The organism is Sphingomonas sp. (assembly GCF_041661825.1).
Taxonomy (GTDB): domain Bacteria; phylum Pseudomonadota; class Alphaproteobacteria; order Sphingomonadales; family Sphingomonadaceae; genus Sphingomonas.
On sequence record NZ_JBAZTU010000006.1, the window covers coordinates 359,055 to 379,647 of the forward strand.

The following is a 20,593-nucleotide window of genomic DNA, read 5'->3' on the forward strand; positions in this document are numbered from 1 at the left end:
CGTCGAGCGCGCCTGCCTAGGCTGGCGCTGTTGCGCCCAGTTTCGCGAGCGTGCCGGCCAGCTCGGTCATGTCGGGAAGCTCCCGGTGGAGGAACGCCGTTTCCCTGCCGGTCTCTCGCTCGCGATTGATCCAGATCGTCGTCGCGCCCATCGCCGATGTCGGCACCAGGTCATATTCCAGGTTGACCGCGGCATGGACCCACTCGATCTCGGCGTCGCCGGTGCGGCGACGAAACTCTTCGAAGTGCGCCGGTGCCGGCTTGTACGATCCCACGTCCTCGGCCGTGATCACCATGTCGATCTCGACCGGAAAATGCTCGAGCGTCTGGGCGATCAGGTCGCGGTCGACGTTCGAGAGGATGCAGATCCGCCAGCCCAGCGCCTTGATCGCGGCCAGCGACGGGCCCGTATCCGCATAGGGATTCCAGAAGGGCAGCGTCGCGGCCAGGATATGCTCGTCACCGGGATAGAGATTGACCTCCTCGATATCGGCCATTTGCCGAACCGAGCGCGCCAGAACTTCCCGATAGGTCAGGATGGGCCGCTCCAGTTCGATCTCGCCCTCGACCTGGCGGTGGTGGCGCATCAGGTCGAGCGATCGGCTTGGTGCGACGATCTCCAGGGAATGGGACATTCCCTTCTGCCAATCGATGAGTGTCCCGTAACAATCGAACGAAATCCAGCGATCCATGAGTCGTCTCCGCTCGCCTGGGGACAGACCCCATCCCCGGCATTCTCAGAATAGTGAGCTATTATTGTCCGTTGGTCAATAGAAGTTGTGACACTATGATGACCCGCCCCACGGCCCCACTATTAGAACGCGATATCAGTTATTTGCGTATCGCAGCGAGCGCGTCGGCGATTGCCGTGTCGGAAGAAAATTCGCCTCGGCCTTGCATTCCGAGTCGCTCGAAACGGATGGCCGAGGCGCCCTGGCATCTGCCAAAGCGGATCCGGAGGATGCCCCGATCCAGGCACTGCCAGACCATGCTCGCCGGCGCGATGCGGCGAATGTCGCGCTTATTCTCCGCAGATGGTGCGGTGAACATCCATTGCCATGCGGCGATTACGCGCTATATTCACCGCAAAGGACGCGGCGAATAATGACCTTCATTCATGAGCGACCCGACTGGCCGACTTTCCTATGGCGCGACGACCGCCTTGCCACCAGGCTCGGTGCCGTGCGCCATCGCCAGGGCCGGCTGATCGGGCATATGGGCGCCCTCGGCTTCACCCTGCGCAGCGAGGCGGTGCTGACGACCCTGACCGAGGACGTCCTCAAATCGAGCGAGATCGAGGGCGAGCATCTCGACAAGGACCAGGTGCGCTCCTCGATCGCCCGCCGCCTCGGGATGGACATCGGCGGCCTGATCCCCGCCGACCGGCATGTCGAGGGTGTCGTCGAGATGATGCTCGACGCGACGCAGAACTATGCAGCGCCCCTCACCGCCGACCGCCTGTTCGCCTGGCACGCGGCGATGTTTCCGACGGGGCGGAGCGGCATGAGCGCGATCACGGTCGGCGCGTGGCGCAAGGATGAGGGTGGTCCGATGCAGGTCGTCTCCGGACCGATCGGTCGGGAGCGTGTGCACTACGAGGCACCCGCGGCCGATCGACTCGACCAGGAGATGCAGGCGTTCATCGCATGGTTCGAGACCGACACGGCGATCGATCCCGTCCTCAAGGCTGGCGTCGTCCATCTCTGGTTCGTGACGATCCATCCGTTCGACGACGGCAACGGCCGCATTGCCCGCGCCATTGCCGATCTCGCCCTCGCCCGATCGGAACGGACCGCGCAGCGCTTCTACAGCATGTCGGCGCAAATCCGCGCCGAGCGAAACGCCTATTACGACCTGCTCGAAAAGACCCAGAAGGGCGATCTCGACATCACGCCTTGGCTTGCCTGGTTCCTCGATTGCCTGGAACGCGCCATCGACGGCGCCGAGGAGACGCTGTCAGCGGTGCTGGACAAGGCGCGCTTCTGGGAGCGCCATGCCGACACGCCGCTCAACGAGCGTCAGCGCCTGATGATCAATCGCCTGCTCGGTCCCTTCGAGGGAAAGCTCAACACGTCGAAATGGGCCAAGATGGCGAAGACGTCGAACGACACGGCGCTCAGGGACATCCAGGACCTGCTTGAAAAAGGCGTGCTCGCGCGTGACGAAGGCGGTGGCCGCAGCACCAGCTATCATCTCTTGCGCGAGCCAGCCCGTTGAACAGGGTGGGCATCGGCGCCGTCTTGCGGCTAGGAAGATCAGGCAATGCGTGACCAGCTCGACCATCTGCCCGCCTCGAAGCAGCGCGAGCTGGCGCATGTCGTGCGCGTCCTGTTCGAGGAATTCGAGGCCGCGCACGCCACGGGTACCCAGAAATGGAAGAAGCAGGGCCGCATCCTAAAGCTGGTGCTCTACGGCTCCTATGCCCGGGGCGACTGGGTCGACGATCCGATCGGCGGCTACACCTCCGACTATGACATCCTGATCGTCGTCAACGACGAGCGCCTCACCGACTTCGAGCTCTGGTCGGCCGCCGAGGACAGACTGATGCGCGACCTCACGATCAACAAGGCACTCAGCGCGCCGGTCAGCTTCATCGTCCACACCCTCACCGAGGTGAACCAGCAGCTTGAGCGTGGCCGGCCATTCTTCGTTGACATCTTGAAGCAGGGCATCGCGCTCTATGAGGCGGAAGGGTTCTCGTTCGCAGCACCGCGCGATCTGCCGCCCGAAGAGGCTCGCGCCGAGGCGAAAGAACATTTCGATCGATGGTTTGGTATCGCCAGTCGTTCTTTCAGGACATTTGAACTGCAGCGCAGTGAGGGTGACGACCCGTTCTGGCGAAACAAGGCGGTGTTTGAACTACATCAAGCCACCGAGCAACTCTATCACTGTGTGTTGCTTGTACTGACGCTCTATAGTCCAAAATCTCATCGACTAAAATTTCTACGATCGCAATCCGAGCAGATCGCACCAAGCCTAATTGGAGCTTGGCCCCGCGATGACAAATTTAGCCGAAGGTGCTTCGAGCTATTACGGCAAGCCTATGTGAACGCCCGCTACTCGCCCCACTACGAAGTCAGCGGCGAAGAGCTTGACTGGCTCGGCAATCACGCCTCTGATCTGCGCTCACTGGTACAGGCTGCTTGCAGCGAACACTTGGCGGGCAATCTGCGGCTTAGTTCGTTCTCGTCTTGACCCGTATACGCCTAATCTCGGTCGTCCAGCTGGCGCTAGGCCAATCCCGAAGCCGACATTGGTCCATGTAGTCCCTCAATCTCACGTGGACCGATGTCCGGTTATCGGATCAGCAACAGGCTGCTCGGACGCCGGAGATCGGTGCGCGAGGCAGACATCGCTACATCCCAATCCCAAGCCCCGGGCCCAAGTCGATCCCATGATTGAGCGCGAGCTCTGCACTCATGCTGCGCCCGGTGGAGAATGTGATGCCAAGCTCAGCCTTCCGATTGGCCAGGATCGAGTCCAGCTGCGGGTCTTTCTCGAGGCTCTTCGCCATGCCCACCATCTCACTTCGGATAGTCCTGCGACCCTTCATGTCGCCAGCCTCGTAGGCGCGCTGCGACTGCTCCCCGAGCTTGTTCCAACGCTCGACGAACCGATCGGCGCGTAGCTTTGGATCGGTCCGGATGTCGCGCTCGCGCGCAATCGCCTCTCGCGCCCTTCGGCTGTCACCACCTGCCGCCTCGGGCGCCAGCGTCGCGTCGCGCGCATACGCTTTCTCCGCGTCGTCAGAAGCGTTCGCGCGGATCGCGTTCAGATCGCCGCGTGCCTCGTTGAGCTCGCGCACCTGTTCGATCGTTTCATGCCCGCCCCGGTCCTGCATTTCGAAGATGACCTGCACCGCGCGAGCATGTCGCGCGATGATGCGGTCCCGTGCGACAGTCGGGCTTTCCTGAGGCTCGGGCGCGAGTTGCTTGGGTGCCGTTACGTGAAGCCGCAGTCCATCGAACAGGTCCCGCATCTTCTCGGGCACAACCTTCTCGATGACCGCTGCCACGCGTTCGCGGAACGTGAGGCCGCGCCGCTCGGCGAACGAGCGATCCGGCTCGTTCTGATCCTGCACGTAGTCGCTCGCCATATCCTTTGTGCGCTCGCGCGACAGCGTGCGGGTCAGCCTGCCCTGATCGGCGAAGTCGTCATTGCCGTAGTGCAGGTCCACGCCGTCGCGGTGGCGTGACAGCGCGACATAGGCCGAGTGACTATCCATCCCCGGCGTCGCCAGCAGATGCGTTCGGTCGACCGTCATCCCCTGTGCCTTGTGGATCGTAGCGGCATAGCCGTGATCGACCTGGCAATAATCCTTCACGTCGAACGCGACCGATCTCCCATCATCGAGTTGCACCGCCATGCGCGCGGTGGTGAGGCCTTCGATGGTTCCGAGCGTACCGTTCTTCACGCCAAGGCTGCGCTCGTTCTTCAGGAACATGATCCGGTCACCGGAGGCGAAGTCGCGTGAACCGCGCTCGGTATTAATGGAAATATCCTCGCGAATCTGATCCACCGAACGAAGCCGCTCCCGCGCCGCCTCATTGAGCAACCGCACTTCGTCCCGGGTGTGGGTGAGGATGATGCGTGAAGCATCCGGGTTGGCGAGCCGGTCGCGATCCCAGCGATCGACCAGCGCCTCGCGCGCATCGCCTCGCGTGGGGGCGGCATGCACCATGTCGCGCTCGCCATACGCCTGGATTGCCTCGCTGGTCCGCCCTGTCGCGAGATGCCGCGTTGCATCGCGCTGCCAGTCCTCCTGCTGCCGGCGGATGTCAGTGATCTCGACCGCGCCGTGACGCTCGGCGACCGAACGAAACGCAGCACCCGCCTCGATAGCCTGAAGCTGTTCCGGATCGCCCACCAGCACGATCTTGGCGCCGCGCTTCTCCGCTTCGGAGACCACACGCTGCATCTGCCGCGTGCCGATCATCCCGGCTTCATCGATCACCAGCACGCTGCGCTGATCCAGCAACTCGCGACCTTGCGACCATTGATGCTCGATGCTGGCGATCGTGCGCGACGCGATCCCTGATCCGCTCTCCAGATTCTCGGCCGCGATCCCCGACAGCGCGAGCCCCTGAACGTGATAGCCGGCGCTCTCCCAAGCCTCCCGCGCGACACCCAGCATCGCCGACTTGCCGGTGCCGGCATAGCCGACGACGACACCCAGATCCTTGCCGTCGGTGACATGGTCGAACGCAGAGCGCTGCTCGGCCGACAGCACAAGGCCGCGCCGCTCGGCGTCGCCGATCGCGCGCTCCCGGTCGCTGACACCGTGCCGATCGCGCCCGGCCATCGCGCCCGTCGCACGCTCAAGCCGCTGCTCGGTCTCGATCATGTCGCGGCTGGTGAACCGCTCTTCCCCGCGCCCATCTGTGCCGAGTGGAACCAGCTCGGGCGCGGCCTTCACGGCCACCATCACCCGATCGAACTGCTCCTTCCCGTCGCTATGTCGGTGGACGAACATGGCAAGGTCGCGGTTCGTGAACGTAGCTTGTTGGTGCGTGATCGCGTCCAGCGCGAGCGCAGGGTTCGCCAGCAGCTTTTCGCCGTTCGCGCGAGCGATGGCGTGGTGCTCGTCCAGCCGCTCGGACTCCAGCCCCTGCCCCGCCATGCGCGACGCCGCCGGCCCGATCTTGTGCTGCGGCTCAAGCTCGATCCGCTGCGCCTCCAGCGACCGGTGATCTATCCGCGCGTCGATATCGAGTTCGGCAAGCCGCTGGTTGACGTGCTCGCTCCAGCGCTCGCGCCATTTTTCCAGAAGATCGGTGCGGTTCCAGTCGCGGTTCTTCTTGCCGAACCCGTCCTCTCCCACCTCGCGCATTGTCAGCATCACATGTGCGTGCGGCTTCGGCATTCCGTCAGTGCCGACGTCCCAATGCACATTGAGATCGGCGATCATCCCGCGATCGACGAACTCATCGCGAACGAAATCGCGCGCGAGCTCGATCCCCTGCTCCCTGGTCATCTCGCGCGGGATGGCGAACTCGACCTCGCGCGCAAGTTGCGCGTCGATCCGCTTCTCGGCTGCCTCGACCTCGTTCCACAGCTTCTCCCGATCGCCGAGTTGCTCGGGCGCGCCGTCCGGCAGCATCACCTCGGAGTGAACGACGCCAGCCTTGTTCGAGAAGTCGTGGTTCCGGTCCAGCCGCTCGTCGTGCAGCCGCGAGGCGGAGCGATACGCGGCGGAAGCAACGGCGCTCGACCCAGCAGCGCGGGAGATGACCTTGGCCGAAAAATGGTAGATCGCCATGACGGCAATCCACTTACACTTCAAAAGCGACGTCGGCACGACGTATAAGCGCGCCCTCAAAAATATTCATTTAACTCGGGACTGGTTCGTCCCACATCATTCCACACTGTTTACGCTGATCGAACCACTCACTAACTGGATTACCTTCGACACTCAATCGGAGACATCAGCATGCGCAAACCCCGCGACTTTGATTCGGAACTGAAAGCTCTCACTGACAAGGCGAGGCAGCTGAAAGAGCGCAAGGTGCATCAGCTCGGCGAGTTGGTGATCGCAACCGGCGCCGATGACCTGTCCGTTGAGCAACTCGCCGGTCTTCTCCTGGCCGGCGTGGCGAACAAGGACGCAGCTGCAAAGGAGAGCTGGAGCAAGCGCGGTGCTGCCTTCTTTCAGCGCGCGGACAACGCAGCTGGCAATGCTGGTGGCAACCAGGGCAGCACTCCGTCGGGCGACAGCAGCGCGACACCGCCTCGAGCTCAAACGGGCACGAACTGACACTCGAGACTGGGTCGTGAAGCGCCGCGAGCGAACGCGTCAGTTGATCGAGCTTGGCGGGCTGATTGCCAAGGCCGGGTTGATCGAGCTGACCGATGATGACCGCGCCGTCATCTTCGGAATCCTGATTGAGGCGGGTGTCGCATTGCGAAGCGACGATCGCGAACAAGCACTGACACTGTGGCGCCGACGAGGGAAACGCGCCTTCGAAGTGTCCGCCACACCCTAATCCTGTCTTTAATATTGCCTATTCCCGCCGGGCACGACATGGCGAGTGCTTCCGGGGGGAATGAATTCAAGCGGCACCATAAGGTTGCCGCCATTCCAATGATCGGAATCTCCATGTCTGACGAAGATACTCCAAACGCCGTCGAACTCGCGACCGAGCTCACCATTGCCTGGCTCGGCAATCCCAACAACCGCGCTTCCGTTGACGACGTGCCGGCTTTTCTTGAGAAGATGCACGCGACGGTGACCGAGCTGGCACAAGGCACTTCCGCAGCACAGGCCACGGAAGATGCGGCATCTCAGCCGGAGTACACGCCGGCTGTCGGGGCGCGCAAATCACTCGCGTCGAAAGACCACATCATTTCGATGATCGACGGGAAGCCGTACAAGACTCTCCGGCGCCATCTGTCCGGCCACGGCCTGACGCCTGAGCAGTATCGCGAGCGCTACAACCTCAAGGCCGATTACCCGATGGTCGCGGAGACCTATTCGGCCGCGCGCCGCGAAATGGCGATGAAGATTGGACTCGGCCAGAAGGGCCGGCAAGCGAAGGCGGCGGCTTCCGCAGCGGCTCCGACCGCAAAGCGTGGTCCCGGCCGTCCTAAAAAGGCCTAAACCTGCGGGCGCCGTTCGGTCACTGACCGGACGGCGCGAGCCGCGCCTCGCATACCGACTTCACGAGAGTCTGCAACTCGGCGACGTGCGCCCCAAGCCAGCCCAATTCTTCCGCGCTGACCCTGTATTCAGGCGAGTAGCGCGCGTTGACATAGGCCTGACGCAGGAGTTCGAAGCAGCGTCGGCTGAACTTGTCGTCGCGCGGCCACGCACCGATTAGCGCGGGCGCGATCTCTTCCGAATGCGAGCGGAGGAAATTGAGCTTGTGCGACTTCGGACTATAGAGCGTCAGCACCAGCATAGTGCAGTGATAGAGGCGCTCAGCGGCCTGATGCAGCGTGAAGGCCGCATCTTTTCGCCACTCGGGGTCCACGGCGGCCTCACGCGTTTCTAACTCGAACGCACGAATGCGTCGCGACGCGCTCGCAAACCAAGTGTCAAAATACTTCTGCGCCTCGGCGCGAGCCTTCTCCGGCGGCAGCTTGCGCGGGCTCGCGAACGGGAACCCTTCCGCCTCGTAGAGCGCGATCCCTTGCTCGACGATGTCTATGAAAAACGGTCGCCCCTACTCAAGCTGCTTGTTCACATCCTTGAGGCTGTGAACGATGAAATTGACCGGCGCGCTGAGCGCTCCGTTGATCGTCATGTCCCGCATCAGCCGGTCATCGGCGGAGGACCAATAGTCCACCACGTCGGTCAGCCGCTCCTCGTCGACCACAACCAATATGTCGTAGTCGGACTGATAGCCGCCGATTGGATCGTCGACCCACCCGCCGCGCGCATAGGAGCCGTACAGGACGATCTTCAGGATGCGCCCGTTCTTCTTCCAGGGCGAGGTCGCCCGCGCGGTAGAATCCGCGAATTCCTCGAACAGCACGCGCACGATATGCGCGAGTTCGCGCTGCTTGGAAGCGGGCAGGTGGTCGAGGTCGGTACGCATTGCCATTCATCCTAGCCGGATCGATCCGGCGATGCCCAGCCGTAAAGCCGGGCATCGCCGGGAAAGCGCGTTCATTCCTGAGGTTTCTGTGGCTCATCGTCCCGGTCAAGGGCGCGACTGACGGCAAGCACCGCGCTGGCAGTGAGCCGCTCCACCTCCTCGACCGACAGGCCAAGCCGGAAGCCAATGCGGGGATAATCGAGACCATCCACCGCCCCCAGCAGATAGACCGCGCGCTCGGCCATCGGCAGCGTGTCGATCGCGGCCGCCAGCCGGACAAGCTCGGCAGCCTCGCGTGCCCGGCGCGTCATGCCGCTTCCTCCTGCGCGAATTCGCGACAGGCGCTGGCGTGCCGCTCGAGCAGCCAGTCCGCCGCCTTGCTCGCAGCACTCGCCGCCCGAAAGATCGCCCGGCTATCCTCCCGCAAAACCTCGAGCCATGAACCGATATAATCGGCATGCCGGACGGTCGGAACGATCCCGAGCGACGCGCACAGGAACGCCGATCCCATTTCGGCGATCAGTTCCTCCCGCGCATAGCCCTCCGACCCGAACGGATTGGTCAGGTCCCGCCCAAGCCGCGACGCATGCCCGGTGGCATGGACCAGCTCATGCAGCCACGTCCGATAAGCATTGATCTCGTCGAAATAGGCCCGCCGCGGCGGCACCACGACAAGGTCCTCCGCCGGCACATAGAAGGCCCGCAATCCGCCGATCCGGAAGTCCACGCCGCTTGCCGCGATCAGGTCATCGGCAACCGGCACGATCTGATCCTCGGCTAGCGGAGCCGGCATCGCAACAAGGTCCGCACCCAGCCCCTCGCACTGGTCGACATTGAAGACCGTGAACCGCTTGAGAAACGCAACCTGCCGCGCCTCCTCGCCGTACCCTTCGCTGTCGTCCTGATCCTTCGGCGTGAACCGATCCGCGTAACAGACTGTGGTTCCGACCTCCCTTTTCCGGACATTGCCGCCCAGGGCCTGCGCCTGCCGATAGGTAAGCCAGCGCTGCGACGACCAGCCCCGCTCCATCGCAGCCACCCACAGCATCAGAACGTTGACACCCGAGTAGCGCCGCCCCGTCCCGGCATTGCAGGGCATGCCCACATCCGCCCCCGTATCGCCCCATGGCTGGACCCAAGGCAGCCGCCCCGCCTCCAGCTCCACGACGATCCGATCCGTCACCTCCGCATAAAGACTGGTGGCCGTACGCTGCGCCTGAACAGATTTCTTCACTGCCTCGCTCCTTCTCAAACACCGCAACCGGCGCCGGAATGGCGGGGTGGGCGGCAGGAGCGGACCGGCAGTCCCGCAAGAGCGGCGGGTTGCACCCGAAGGGGCCAACAAGGTGCCGCACCCGAGGCTTGCCTCGGGTTGCTGCCCGCCGCTGCGGGACTAGACCGTATGATCGCTGCTCACCCTTCCCTTTCCGGCGCACTCGCGCGCGAGGGAGAGAGGGTGGAGAATGCATGGCTCAATGTGAGGAGAGCGAGCATGGGACAGCATGGTTCTGAAGCGTTCGTGGGTCTAGACGTGGCGAAGCTGCACAACGCTGTGGCGATCGCCGACGCCGGCCGAACCGGCGAAATCCGGTACTTAGGCGAGATCCCCAACACGCCGGAGGCGACTCGCAAGCTCGTGGCAAAGTTGGCCGCGAGGTACGATGAACTGCACTTTTGCTATGAGGCGGGGCCGACGGGGTACGGCCTCCACCGGTGCCTGAAGGATCTGGGTCAGGACAGCATCGTCATCGCGCCGACCTCGATGCCGCGTCGGCCAGGCGATCGGGTCAAGACCAACCGCCGCGATGCCATGGATCTCGCGAGGCTGCTGCGGGCGGGCGAACTGACACCCGTGTGGGTGCCTGATGCGCCGCACGAAGCGATGCGCGATCTCGTCCGGGCGCGAGAAACAGCCGTTCGGGACGCCCGGATGAAGCGCCAGCAGGTCAGCGCGATGATGCTTCGTCACGGGCACCTCTATCCCGGAAAAAAGACCTGGAGCGCCAAGCATCGCCGATGGCTCGCCGATCAGAATCTCGGCCATCGCGCATCCGACATCGCGCTGGGCGAAGCGCTGCAGGCTGTGGCGGATGCCGAGACGCGGCAAAAGCGGACCGAAGCGGCCATCGAGGCCATGCTCGAGGAGTGGTCGCTCGCACCGGTGGTCGCGGCGCTGCAGGCGCTGCGCGGGATCGGCCTCATCTCCGCGGTGACGCTGATGGCGGAGCTCGGCGACCTGGCCCGGTTCGAGAACCCCCGCCAGCTGATGGGCTATGTCGGGCTGGTCCCATCGGAGCGCTCGACGGGCGACCGGGTCAAGCGAGGCGGCATCACCAGACGCGGCAACGCAATCGTGCGGCGCACGCTCGTCGAGGCGTCATGGGGCTATCGGCATGCGCCTCGCATCCGCCGCGAGAAGATCCACATCATTGAGGACCTTCCGAAACCGGTCACTGACATCGCGTGGAAGGCGCAAAGCCGCCTGTGCGAGCGATATCGCAAGCTCAGCGCCAGCGGCAAGCGCAGCACCATCGCGGTGGTCGCCGTCGCACGCGAGCTTGCGGCCTTCATATGGGCGATCGGTCGGGAGGTGCCGATCGAGGCGTGACGCTCACTTCCTGGCCGGCAAGGCCGAAGGCGGGGCCACGTGGGGAATGTCCGATACCCTGTATGTGGCCGGCATCGCCGACGCCCGACACTAGACTGGAGCAGCCCCGGACGAAAAACGGAAATGCGGTACCCAACCCGCGCATCAGAGCGTGTTCACCGACGTCTGCGGCCCCGTCTTCGACCTTGCCCGCCTATACGAATAGCGGCCGTCTGCGCCACGGCCCGATGGCGCTCGCCGAAAGCACTTGAATCGATCATCAGAGAGGGAAGCGACGCCCACCCCGCCAGTTCGAGTGCCGGAGGCAAAACGCCGCCGCGCCCGGCGCGGCGACCGCAGCATCACCAGCGCGCAGCGCTGCCCGGCCCCACAGGGCCGATCAAAAGCGCACCCTTGAATCCGGCCGTCCGGCGCGGCGGCGTGCGCGCGGGCCTTGGGGGCCAGCCGCCGCCGTGCCCTCCGGCCGGATCGAGTGTGCGACGCGGAAAAACAAAGGCGCTGCGACCCCTGGCGGCTTCGCAAGAAGCGCCAGTGCGCGCTCCATTCAACCGCGTTCCGCTTGCCGGCCTGCGCCGGCCTGGATCGATCCCGGTCGATCCAGCGTCAGTCGATCGTCATCCGAATGGACCGAGGCGCGCAAAGAGCGACTCCGCGGCGCATCAGCGGCGTAGAGCGCGCTCATGCCAAAGGTGTGAGACGCCGTGAGGGGTCCGAGCTCAAAATCGAACCTACGCCAAGGTATGTCATTGCGCGCCAGAGGTCGCCTGATGGCGTCAAGTAGCGCCACTCCCCTTGCACCTTTGGCCCGAATCCCAATCCTGTTCGCGGGGAGCCAGACCAACGCACACAGGAGCATCCCGTGAGTGAAACACCCGACAGTATCCTACGATTGAAAACCGTCCTCCAACGCACCGGCCTCAGTCGCTCAACCGTCTACCGGAAGATGGGCGACGGGACGTTTCCGAAGGGTCTCAAGCTCAGTACCCGCTGCACGGGCTGGCGCGTTTCCGCGATTACTGAGTGGTTACGCAACCGGCAATTTTACGACGCAGCCGATCATCCCCAGGACTAAGGCGGACGCTCCACGCGATCGGGCGGCGTGACACAGAAGGCCGTCGCGGCGATGAAGCGAGCGGCCTTTTTGTCGCAGGTGTCAGAGAGAAGGGAGGCGAATTTCCGACGATTTCCTGAAACGGCGCATGCTCCGGATATGCCGCGCAACTTCATCCGGATAGACGATCAGCGTATCGTCCCCTGAGCGGCGCAGAAATCCGATTGGTGCTCACCGGCTATCTGACTTGCCCGCCCTGGAGAGCGGAAGCAGGCTGGAGGCCCTGAATCAGCAGATCGGCCCATTCGGTCGCAAGCTCCCGTCGCCGCGTCATGTGCAGGGCTCGGTTATAAGCCATCTCAGACGCGGAAAGGCCTTTGGGTCTGTGGGCCAGCATTGCGTCGATGATAGCTCGATCGTCTGGCCGCTTCAGGTCAATCGCCCGCTCGTTCATTATGGTCGAGAAGGTTGCCCGCCAGCCATGTGGGACATGCCGGCCGCTATAGCCATTTCGAAAATACATGTAGCCGATCGCATTTTCCGACATCGGTTTTCGGGTCGACCGGCTGCTCGGGAACAGGAAAGCGATCGAGCCGGTCAGTTGCCGTAGCGCCCGCAGGACTTCGACGGCTTGCGGCGGCAAAGGAACGACGTGTTCGAACGCTTCCTCGCACTTGTCGCTGAGTTCTAGTTTCATCTTGTCCGCCGGTATTCGCCAAATCGCAGCGGCCGCGGGAACGTTCGGTACGGTCCAGTCGATGCCCTCGAATTCGACCCATTGCGCGGTTCGAACCACGCCCGGCCGGACGACACTCAGCGCGAGTAGGCGCGAGGCAAGCTTCGTGAGTGGACTGGAGGTGGACGCCTCCATGTCGAGAAGCAACCGACGAGCATCTTCGACAGACCGTAACGCCGGCTGCTTTCCCTTCTTCCCAATGGGTTTGAGGGCTCGGCCGATGGTTGCAGCCGGATCGCTGCCAACCAAACTTTCGGCCATCCCGTAACTGAAAACGGCAGAGACGTGTTGCCTAATCCGTTTCGCCGAGTCGATCGCACCCCGAGCTTCCACAGTGCGCAACATCGAAAGAATCGTGGGGCCATCGATGTCGGTGAGGGGCAGCGCGCCGAATGCGGGAAACACGTCCCGGTTGAACGCCTGGATGACCTTCTTCGCTTGGACAGGTGACCAGCGGGCGCGTTGTGCTTCGTGCCACTCCGTGGCCACGCGCTCGAAGGTCACGCCGGAAGCAGCGTACGCGGCCATCTTCCGTTTGCGTTCTTCAAGGGCTGGGTCGCGATGCTCGCGCAAGAGCGCGCGCGCTCGATCTCGCTCCTCACGTGCCTTGGCCAGGGTCACCTCTGGGTAGGGACCAAAAACAAGGCGCTTCTCCTTCCCGGCAAAACGGTACTTCAGGCGCCACGATTTGAACCCCTTCTGGGTGACGAAAAGGTAGAGCCCGCCCGAATCGGCCAGCTTGTAATCCTTGTCGCGCGGCGCGGCCTTTCGGGCCTGCAAATCGGTGAGTGACACGATGCCCCCTCCATCTGGTTCCGTGCCCCCGAAGTGCCCCCAGCGCGCGTGCGCTTTGGTGGCACGGCGCCGGAAGCGATGAACCAAGAAATGGCAGTTTTACTGGGATTTCGCAAGGTAGCGAGGCGTTCCGGCACCCCTTGAAACGAAGGGGTGGTGGGCGATGACGGGCTCGAACCGCCGACATTCTCGGTGTAAACGAGACGCTCTACCAACTGAGCTAATCGCCCTCACAGATGATTTCGCGCCGGCACTGCCCGGCGATTCGAAAATCGCTGCTCTGGAATAGCGCCCGTTGCCACCGTCGGCTGCGATGAGCAAGGGTCAAGCGATGGGTGCGGGCCTCAAGCGACCGGGCCGCCCCGCTTCACCGCCGCGAAATAATCCCGCATCCCGTCGCGCGCCCTGGGCGACAGCGCCATGAAGGCGCGGCGCTTGTCGAAGGGATCGGCATGGCGCACGAATACGCCTGCCTCGGTCATCTTGGCGATCCAGCGCAGCGCCGTGGTCGGCGCGACCGCGGCAGCGATGCACAGGCTCGATACCGAGACCTGGGTCTGCTCCAGCTCCGCCGCGAACAGGTCGAGCAGCATGTCCCAGGCGGGATCCTCGAATAGGCCGCGCTCGAAGAACTGATCGCGCAGCCGGCGCGCCCGGATCACCTCGCGCACGTCGCGCGCGGCGACCGGCGGCGCGTCCTGCTCTGGGGTCGGGTCGCGATCGCTCGAATGGCCCTTCAGCCCTGGGCCGCTGCCGATCGGCTCGCCTTCTTCATTGTTCAGGCGGGCGATGATCTCGGCGATCCGCGCGATCTCCTTGTTGAGCTGCCTCAGGCGCGTCGAATCGGCGTCGCGCTTCGAATCCTGGAGCCGGCCGGTGCGCGGCATCAGCGCGACCGCGAGTGCTGCCACCCGATCGGCGACCGACGGGGTGCAGAGCAAATCGACATGGTCACCGAACAGATGGGCCGCGACCAGATCGATCTGATGGCGGGCAAAGGAGACGACGACGCGCGCGTCGATGGCGCGCGCAAGGGCATCGACGTGCGGCAGGACGGCAGCAATGACGGCATCGGGAACATCCTCGGCTTCGACGACCAACAGGCCCAGCACGCTATGCTGTTGGAGGCGCTCCGCTGCTTCCGCCCAGCCGACCCGGCCAAGCGAACGGCCGCCGGCAAGCGAGATCGCTTCCAGCGCAGCCAAAGCCTCCGCGCCGTCGTCAGCGACGATCAGCGCGGGGACGGTCATGGCGTAGGTCGCGTCCGTTGCCGAATGCATCATAGCCCCCACCATCGTGCGGTCCGGTCGCCCCCTCGGCCCGGAATCCTGCAAAAATACCCGCTTAGTAGGAATGGGTTAGCCATGAGTACGTCCAAAATGGAGGTATGAGTCCCGAAATCGCTCAAAAGCCTCCGTCACCGGCGCAACGCTTCAAACCGAAATGGATGCAATCGGTGTCTGGCGCGCCGAACGCGGAAGCGATCGAGCGATGACGGGATTGGAAGCCGATCGAGCGCTCGCGCTCAATCCAGGGATTTTACGATCTCTTCGACCATCTTCTTGGCGTCGGCCAGCAGCATCATGGTGTTGTCCATGTAGAAGACGTCGTTGTCGACGCCGGCATAGCCCACCCCGCCCATGCTGCGCTTCACGAACAATACCGTCTTGGCCTTTTCCACATCGAGCACGGGCATGCCGTAGATCGGGGAAGTCTTGTCGGTCTTGGCCGCCGGATTGGTCACATCGTTGGCGCCGATGACGAAGGCGACGTCGGTCTGGGCGAACTCGCTGTTGATGTCCTCCAACTCGAACACTTCGTCATAGGGCACGTTCGCCTCGGCGAGCAGCACGTTCATATGCCCCGGCATGCGCCCCGCGACCGGGTGGATCGCATATTTCACGCGGACGCCGTGCTCCTTCAGCTTGTCGGCCATCTCGCGCAGCGCATGCTGCGCCTGAGCGACCGCCATGCCGTAGCCAGGCACGATGATGACCTGCTCGGCCTGCTGCATCAGGAAGGCCGCATCCTCGGCGCTCCCGCGCTTCCACGGCCGGTCGGTCGCGGCCGCCGCACCGCCGGCCGAGCTGTCGCCGCCAAAGCCGCCGGCGATGACGCTGATGAAGCTGCGGTTCATCGCGCGGCACATGATGTAGGAAAGGATCGCGCCCGACGATCCGACCAGCGCGCCGGTGATGATCATCGCGGTGTTGTGCAAGGTGAAGCCCATCGCCGCCGCTGCCCAGCCCGAATAGCTGTTGAGCATCGACACCACGACCGGCATGTCGGCCCCGCCGATCGGGATGATCAGCAGGAAGCCGATCGCGAAGCTGAGCAGCGTGACGGTCCAGAAGATCCAAGGGCTCTGGTCCTGGGTGAAATAGGCGATCAGCCCGAGGATGCCCGCGAGCACGCCGAGATTGATGACATGGCGGCCCGGCAGCATGATCGGCTTGCCGCCCATATTGCCGTTGAGCTTGAGGAAAGCGATCACGGAGCCGGAGAAGGTGATCGCGCCGATCGCGACGCCGAGCCCCATCTCGATCCGGCTGACGGTGAGGATCTCGCCGTCCGCGCCCATGATGCCGAAGGCTTCGGGGTTGAGGAACGCCGCCACGCCGACCAGCACCGCGGCCATGCCGACCAGCGAGTGGAAGGCCGCGACGAGCTGCGGCATGTCGGTCATCGCGATCTTCCGGGCGGTGACGATACCGATCGCGGCACCGATCGCGATCGCGATCAGGATTTCGGGCAGCGAGGCGACCTCATGGATGAACAGCGTCGTGCCGACCGCCAGCGCCATGCCGATCATGCCGTAGCGATTGCCGCGCCGGGAGCTGGCGGGGGACGACAGGCCGCGCAGCGCCAGGATGAAGCAGACGCCCGAAATCAGGTATGCCAGCGCTACCCAGGGATTGACCGGTGCTGCTTCGTGCATGTGCTAAACCCCCAAAAACCTCACACCGCTCACTTCGCGACGGGCTTTTCCTTCTTCTTGTACATGGCGAGCATCCGCTCGGTGACGGCGAACCCGCCGAAGATGTTCACGCTGGCGAACACCACCGCAAGCAGCCCCAGCCACTTCGACGAGGCCGATCCGCCCGCCGCCGCCGAACTCGCGATCAACGCGCCGACGATGATCACGGAGGAGATCGCATTGGTCACCGCCATCAGCGGCGTGTGCAGCGCGGGCGTGACTGACCAGACGACATAATAGCCCACGAAACAGGCCATGACGAAAATCGACAGGATCGAGATGAAGTCCATAGCTAGTATGTCGCCTCCTGCGGATCACGGATCATCCGGACAGCCAATTTTCCGTTTTCCAGCTTTCGATAACCGAATAGTCCGCCCATGAACTCAGTCGTCTGTTCGATCTCGGACGGCTTAATCCTTGGCGCCTTCTGCTGGCAGACGTCCGAAATTCCCAAACAATACGTCAGCATCCCCTGCGCATAGCGGATCGAGAAATACCCCCAAGGGTCGAGCGCGCGAACCCTGTCGGGCGAGAGTTCGGTGGCGCCGGCCGGCGCAATTGGCCGGACCCTGCTCCTCTGAAGATGGCCGTTGCAGCAGCCCCAGATGAGGTTGATACTGCTTTTGAACCATCCGTCGAACCTGCCGTCCCGATCGAGGTCAACGAGACAGACCGGCGACCGGCCCATGCCGCCAACGCCTGCTGAAAGCACCACCTCGCGCTGGCATGCGATGAGATGGTCGCTGTCGGCGACCGACAGCACCGCCCCGCGCGACAAGACGATCGCGGCCCCGGTTATTGGAATATCGGCATCGAGAGCCATCGCCCGGACCGGTACAGCCTTACCGGAAAACCAAGGGTCATTCTTGGAAACGGTCGGTGATCGCTCGGCAGGTTGGTCAGGCACGAGCAGTGTCCGGAAGATGTAGCGAATGGACCCGCTATCCGCGGCATTCTGCGGTAGCGCCGCGTCAGGCATGAGCGTCAGCAGGATGCCGAGTGCCAACGCCCCAATCCTCATCACGTCAACCTCGCGTTCACGACCTGCCCATCCTTGGTCAGCCGGATCGCGTCGCCGATCTCTTCGTCGAGCACCGGCCGGCCCGCTTCCTTGTCCCAGAAGGCGCTCAGGAAGTTGAACAGGTTGCGCGAGAACAGCGCCGAAGTGTCCGCCGCAAGCCGGCTTGGCACGTTGCGGTGGCCGACGATTTTCACGCCCGAGACGATCACGACCTCGCCCGCGACCGCGCCCTCGACATTGCCGCCCTGTTCGACCGCGAGATCGATGATCACGCTGCCCGGCTTCATCGATGCGACCTGCGCGGCCGAGATGAGGCGCGGGGCCGGGCGCCCCGGAATCAGCGCCGTCGTGATGACGATGTCCTGCTTGGCGATATGGCCCGAGACCAGTTCGGCCTGCGCCGCCTGATATTCAGGCGACATCTCGCCGGCATAGCCGCCCGATCCCTCGCCTTCGATCCCGGCGACATTCTCGACGAAGATCGGTTTGGCGCCGAGCGACTGGATCTGCTCCTTGGTCGCCGAACGCACGTCGGTCGCGGAGACCTGAGCGCCCAGCCGCCGAGCCGTGGCAATCGCCTGCAGCCCCGCCACGCCCACGCCCATCACGAAGACGCGCGCGGCGGAAACCGTGCCCGCTGCCGTCATCATCATCGGAAAGGCGCGGCCATATTCGGCCGCGGCGTCGAGCACCGCCTTATATCCCGACAGGTTCGACTGGGAGGACAATATGTCCATCGACTGAGCGCGCGTGATGCGCGGCATGAATTCCATCGCCAGCGCCTCGATGCCGGCCTTGGCATAGCCGTCGACGCGCGCACGCCCCCCATTTTCTCCGGCGCCGAACGGGTTGAGGCTGGCGGCGAGCCAGGCGCCCGGCGCCGCACCCTTCAGGCTTGCCGGATCAGGCCCTTGCACACCGAGGATGATGTCGGCACCCTTCAGCGTCGCCGCCCGTGTGCCGACGCTCGCGCCCGCCGCGGTATAATCGGCGTCGGCGCAGGATGCCGTGTCGCCAGCCCCCGACTCGACCGCCATCTCGGCACCGAGCGCGATGAACTTCTTGACGGTTTCGGGGGTCGCGGCGACGCGGCGTTCGCCTTCGGCCTGCTCCTTGAGGACTGCGATCTTCACCCGCGGCCGCTTAACCGGCGATCAGCCAGATCACCAGAAAGGCGATCAGGAAACAGCCAACCGCGCCCCATTTCAGCAGCGCGATCACCTGATGGTAGGTCGCTTCGTGAACCTTGATCTCGCCGTCTCCGGCCATCGGTCGTCCCCTGCCTGTAACTCTGTGCGGGCTGCTTAGCGGTCACGGCGCTGTCTCTCAAGTCCCAGCTTGGGGCGTTTAAGGGCGCTTTTACACCTAAGGTCTATGGTTACCGCTTGAACCGGGACGATTGGACAAGCGGAATGACGCGCAACGGACAGCGATTGCTGATGCTGATCGACGACGAACCGGCGCAGCGCCGCCTCGTCGCGGCGCTCGCCGCGCGGCGCGGATGGCGTGCAGTGTTCGCCAATGACGGCGAAATGGCGATCGCCATGCTGGGCACGCAGGACGGCATGCAGCTCGATGCGATCCTGCTCGATCACTGGGCGCCGGACGCCGACGCGACCGCGCTCATCACTGAAATCCGCCAGCGCCGCCCGGCGCTGCCGCTCCTCATGCTCACCGCAAACGGCTCCGTGGCGCATGCCGTCGCGGCGATGCGCGCCGGTGCGAGCGACTTCCTGGTGAAGCCGCTCGCCCCGGAACGCCTGCTCTGCGCGCTCGACGCCGCCGTCGCCGGCAAGGCGGCGGGCGAGCTGCGCCCGCTGACCGAGAAAATCCCTGCGCTGCTCGCGTTCGACGAGATCGTCGGTTCGGCCCCCGATTTCCGCGCCGCGCTCGCCATCGCCGCCAAGGCAGCCCGTGCGCGCGTGCCGGTGCTGATCGAGGGCGAAAGCGGCGTCGGCAAGGAAGTGGTGGCCGAGGCGATCCATGCCGCCTCGCCGCGCGGCAAGAAACCGATGATCGCGGTCAATTGCGGCGCGATCCCCGCCAATCTCGTCGAATCGGAATTGTTCGGGCACGAGAAGGGCGCCTTCACCGGGGCGTTCGAGCGCAAGATCGGCCGTTTCCAGGAAGCGGACGGCGGCACGCTCTTTCTAGACGAGATCGGCGAGATGCCGCTCGAGGCGCAGGTGAAATTGCTCCGCGTGCTGCAATCGGGCGAGATCCAGCCGATCGGCGCGCGCCACACCAAGGAAGTCGACGTCCGCGTGATCGCCGCGACCAACAAGCGCCTGATCGAGGAAGTCGAGGCCGACCGCTTCCGCGAGGACCTTTATTACCGCCTCAACGTCGTCCAGGTGACGATCCCACCCTTGCGCGAGCGCACCGGCGACATCCCGGCGCTCGCCCGCCACCTGCTCGCACGAATCGCCGAGCAGCCGGGCCTGCGGGAACTCGGCATCACCGACGATGCGCTGGCGCTGCTCGGCAAATATGACTGGCCGGGCAATGTCCGCCAGCTCCAGAACGCGTTGTTCCGCGCCGCCGTGCTCTGCGACGGCGATGCGCTGACCCGGCTCGATTTCCCGCAGATTGCGGCGCTCGGCTCGCAGCGGCACACCACGCCCGGGCCGTTGCCGATGGCGACCAGCGGCGGGGTCACCTTGTTCCACGCCGACGGCAATTTGCGCGCGCTGGAGGAGATCGAGGCAGACGTGATCCGCCTCGCCATCGGCCATTATCGCGGTCGCATGACCGAAGTCGCCCGCCGGCTCGGGATCGGTCGTTCGACGCTTTACCGCAAGCTCGGCGAGCTGGGCATCGACAACGCGGCCTGAGTCCACGTTACCGGTACCATCTCGTCACCGACATC

At 64.2% G+C, this 20,593-nt stretch carries 20 protein-coding genes, 1 tRNA gene and 1 pseudogene; 8 read left to right on the forward strand and 14 right to left on the reverse strand.

All coding sequences use genetic code 11. The annotated features are described in order from the left end of the window. Positions 1-16: 16 nt before the first annotated feature. Together WC729_RS26780 and WC729_RS26785 are read right to left on the reverse strand one after the other, a co-directional pair. Positions 17-691 (reverse strand): HAD family hydrolase, encoded by a 675-nt coding sequence (locus tag WC729_RS26780; protein ID WP_372857666.1) that lies wholly within the window; start codon positions 689-691, stop codon positions 17-19. Positions 692-830: 139 nt separating this feature from the next. Then, positions 831-1,049 (reverse strand): hypothetical protein, encoded by a 219-nt coding sequence (locus WC729_RS26785; protein WP_372857668.1) that lies wholly within the window; start codon positions 1,047-1,049, stop codon positions 831-833. Positions 1,050-1,103: 54 nt separating this feature from the next. Here WC729_RS26785 and WC729_RS26790 point away from each other — a divergent pair, with 54 nt between their 5' ends. Both WC729_RS26790 and WC729_RS26795 read left to right on the forward strand, forming a co-directional pair. Further along, the gene (locus WC729_RS26790; RefSeq protein ID WP_372857669.1) at positions 1,104-2,216 is read left to right on the forward strand and encodes a Fic family protein; all 1,113 of its coding nucleotides are present in this window, start codon (positions 1,104-1,106) and stop codon (positions 2,214-2,216) included. 45 nt (positions 2,217-2,261) lie between these two features. Beyond that, complete coding sequence (locus WC729_RS26795; RefSeq protein ID WP_372857670.1) at positions 2,262-3,194, forward strand: HEPN domain-containing protein; 933 nt, start codon at positions 2,262-2,264, stop codon at positions 3,192-3,194. 160 nt (positions 3,195-3,354) lie between these two features. On the opposite strand, the gene traA is transcribed toward WC729_RS26795, so the two are convergent. Next, the gene (gene traA / locus WC729_RS26800) at positions 3,355-6,258 is read right to left on the reverse strand and encodes a Ti-type conjugative transfer relaxase TraA (RefSeq protein ID WP_372857671.1); all 2,904 of its coding nucleotides are present in this window, start codon (positions 6,256-6,258) and stop codon (positions 3,355-3,357) included. Positions 6,259-6,429: 171 nt separating this feature from the next. On the opposite strand from traA, the gene WC729_RS26805 reads away from it, so the two are divergent. The 3 genes from WC729_RS26805 to WC729_RS26815 all read left to right on the forward strand — a co-directional run bounded on the left by WC729_RS26805 (position 6,430) and on the right by WC729_RS26815 (position 7,596). Continuing rightward, positions 6,430-6,753, forward strand: a complete 324-nt coding sequence (locus WC729_RS26805) for a conjugal transfer protein TraD (RefSeq protein WP_372857672.1) — start codon at positions 6,430-6,432, stop codon at positions 6,751-6,753. Between the two features lie 16 nt (positions 6,754-6,769). Beyond that, entirely contained in the window at positions 6,770-6,982 is a 213-nt protein-coding gene (locus WC729_RS26810; protein ID WP_372857673.1) for a conjugal transfer protein TraD, read from the forward strand. 113 nt (positions 6,983-7,095) lie between these two features. After that, entirely contained in the window at positions 7,096-7,596 is a 501-nt protein-coding gene (locus WC729_RS26815; protein ID WP_372857836.1) for a MucR family transcriptional regulator, read from the forward strand. Between the two features lie 19 nt (positions 7,597-7,615). On the opposite strand, the pseudogene WC729_RS26820 reads toward WC729_RS26815, so the two are convergent. The 3 genes and pseudogenes from WC729_RS26820 to WC729_RS26830 form a co-directional block, all read right to left on the reverse strand. Continuing rightward, positions 7,616-8,536, reverse strand: a pseudogene (locus WC729_RS26820) (HEPN domain-containing protein). Between the two features lie 71 nt (positions 8,537-8,607). Then, positions 8,608-8,847 carry a sigma factor-like helix-turn-helix DNA-binding protein gene (locus WC729_RS26825; protein ID WP_372857674.1) on the reverse strand — a complete coding sequence of 80 codons (240 nt, stop codon included), beginning with the start codon at positions 8,845-8,847 and terminating at the stop codon, positions 8,608-8,610. Next, entirely contained in the window at positions 8,844-9,770 is a 927-nt protein-coding gene (locus WC729_RS26830) for an ArdC family protein (protein ID WP_372857675.1), read from the reverse strand. Before WC729_RS26830 ends, WC729_RS26825 begins: the two co-directional genes overlap by 4 nt. 258 nt (positions 9,771-10,028) lie before the next feature. Between WC729_RS26830 and WC729_RS26835 the strand changes: the two genes are divergently transcribed. Together WC729_RS26835 and WC729_RS26840 are read left to right on the forward strand one after the other, a co-directional pair. Beyond that, positions 10,029-11,144 carry an IS110 family transposase gene (locus WC729_RS26835; protein ID WP_372857837.1) on the forward strand — a complete coding sequence of 372 codons (1,116 nt, stop codon included), beginning with the start codon at positions 10,029-10,031 and terminating at the stop codon, positions 11,142-11,144. Between the two features lie 859 nt (positions 11,145-12,003). Further along, complete coding sequence (locus WC729_RS26840; RefSeq protein ID WP_372857676.1) at positions 12,004-12,216, forward strand: helix-turn-helix transcriptional regulator; 213 nt, start codon at positions 12,004-12,006, stop codon at positions 12,214-12,216. 217 nt (positions 12,217-12,433) lie between these two features. On the opposite strand, the gene WC729_RS26845 is transcribed toward WC729_RS26840, so the two are convergent. The 8 genes from WC729_RS26845 to WC729_RS26880 all read right to left on the reverse strand — a co-directional run bounded on the left by WC729_RS26845 (position 12,434) and on the right by WC729_RS26880 (position 18,993). Further along, positions 12,434-13,726 carry a tyrosine-type recombinase/integrase gene (locus WC729_RS26845; RefSeq protein WP_372857678.1) on the reverse strand — a complete coding sequence of 431 codons (1,293 nt, stop codon included), beginning with the start codon at positions 13,724-13,726 and terminating at the stop codon, positions 12,434-12,436. Between the two features lie 154 nt (positions 13,727-13,880). After that, positions 13,881-13,956: transfer RNA gene (locus WC729_RS26850), tRNA-Val, on the reverse strand. 114 nt (positions 13,957-14,070) lie between these two features. Beyond that, positions 14,071-15,006 (reverse strand): hypothetical protein, encoded by a 936-nt coding sequence (locus WC729_RS26855; protein WP_372857679.1) that lies wholly within the window; start codon positions 15,004-15,006, stop codon positions 14,071-14,073. Between the two features lie 245 nt (positions 15,007-15,251). Continuing rightward, complete coding sequence (locus WC729_RS26860) at positions 15,252-16,664, reverse strand: NAD(P)(+) transhydrogenase (Re/Si-specific) subunit beta (protein WP_372857681.1); 1,413 nt, start codon at positions 16,662-16,664, stop codon at positions 15,252-15,254. A 29-nt stretch (positions 16,665-16,693) separates the two neighbouring features. Next, complete coding sequence (locus WC729_RS26865; protein WP_301083971.1) at positions 16,694-16,993, reverse strand: NAD(P) transhydrogenase subunit alpha; 300 nt, start codon at positions 16,991-16,993, stop codon at positions 16,694-16,696. Positions 16,994-16,995: 2 nt separating this feature from the next. After that, a complete protein-coding gene (locus WC729_RS26870) occupies positions 16,996-17,709 on the reverse strand; it encodes a hypothetical protein (protein ID WP_372857682.1) in 714 nt (237 codons plus the stop codon). Positions 17,710-17,723: 14 nt separating this feature from the next. Continuing rightward, a complete protein-coding gene (locus WC729_RS26875) occupies positions 17,724-18,857 on the reverse strand; it encodes an NAD(P) transhydrogenase subunit alpha (RefSeq protein WP_372857683.1) in 1,134 nt (377 codons plus the stop codon). 10 nt (positions 18,858-18,867) lie between these two features. Then, positions 18,868-18,993 (reverse strand): aa3-type cytochrome c oxidase subunit IV, encoded by a 126-nt coding sequence (locus WC729_RS26880; RefSeq protein ID WP_372857685.1) that lies wholly within the window; start codon positions 18,991-18,993, stop codon positions 18,868-18,870. Between the two features lie 143 nt (positions 18,994-19,136). Between WC729_RS26880 and WC729_RS26885 the strand changes: the two genes are divergently transcribed. Next, on the forward strand, positions 19,137-20,558 hold the full coding sequence (locus WC729_RS26885; RefSeq protein ID WP_372857687.1) for a sigma-54-dependent transcriptional regulator: 1,422 nt from the start codon (positions 19,137-19,139) through the stop codon (positions 20,556-20,558). Positions 20,559-20,593 lie beyond the last annotated feature (35 nt).

Bases quoted from the DNA above. Each gene is read 5' to 3' on its own strand.
- WC729_RS26780 (WP_372857666.1), bottom strand. From the start codon at position 691: ATGGATCGCTGGATTTCGTTCGATTGTTACGGGACACTCATCGATTGG.
- WC729_RS26785 (WP_372857668.1), bottom strand. From the start codon at position 1,049: ATGTTCACCGCACCATCTGCGGAGAATAAGCGCGACATTCGCCGCATC.
- WC729_RS26790 (WP_372857669.1), top strand. From the start codon at position 1,104: ATGACCTTCATTCATGAGCGACCCGACTGGCCGACTTTCCTATGGCGC.
- WC729_RS26795 (WP_372857670.1), top strand. From the start codon at position 2,262: ATGCGTGACCAGCTCGACCATCTGCCCGCCTCGAAGCAGCGCGAGCTG.
- traA (WP_372857671.1), bottom strand. From the start codon at position 6,258: ATGGCGATCTACCATTTTTCGGCCAAGGTCATCTCCCGCGCTGCTGGG.
- WC729_RS26805 (WP_372857672.1), top strand. From the start codon at position 6,430: ATGCGCAAACCCCGCGACTTTGATTCGGAACTGAAAGCTCTCACTGAC.
- WC729_RS26815 (WP_372857836.1), top strand. From the start codon at position 7,096: ATGTCTGACGAAGATACTCCAAACGCCGTCGAACTCGCGACCGAGCTC.
- WC729_RS26825 (WP_372857674.1), bottom strand. From the start codon at position 8,847: ATGACGCGCCGGGCACGCGAGGCTGCCGAGCTTGTCCGGCTGGCGGCC.
- WC729_RS26835 (WP_372857837.1), top strand. From the start codon at position 10,029: ATGGGACAGCATGGTTCTGAAGCGTTCGTGGGTCTAGACGTGGCGAAG.
- WC729_RS26855 (WP_372857679.1), bottom strand. From the start codon at position 15,006: ATGCATTCGGCAACGGACGCGACCTACGCCATGACCGTCCCCGCGCTG.
- WC729_RS26860 (WP_372857681.1), bottom strand. From the start codon at position 16,664: ATGCACGAAGCAGCACCGGTCAATCCCTGGGTAGCGCTGGCATACCTG.
- WC729_RS26865 (WP_301083971.1), bottom strand. From the start codon at position 16,993: ATGGACTTCATCTCGATCCTGTCGATTTTCGTCATGGCCTGTTTCGTG.
- WC729_RS26880 (WP_372857685.1), bottom strand. From the start codon at position 18,993: ATGGCCGGAGACGGCGAGATCAAGGTTCACGAAGCGACCTACCATCAG.
- WC729_RS26885 (WP_372857687.1), top strand. From the start codon at position 19,137: ATGACGCGCAACGGACAGCGATTGCTGATGCTGATCGACGACGAACCG.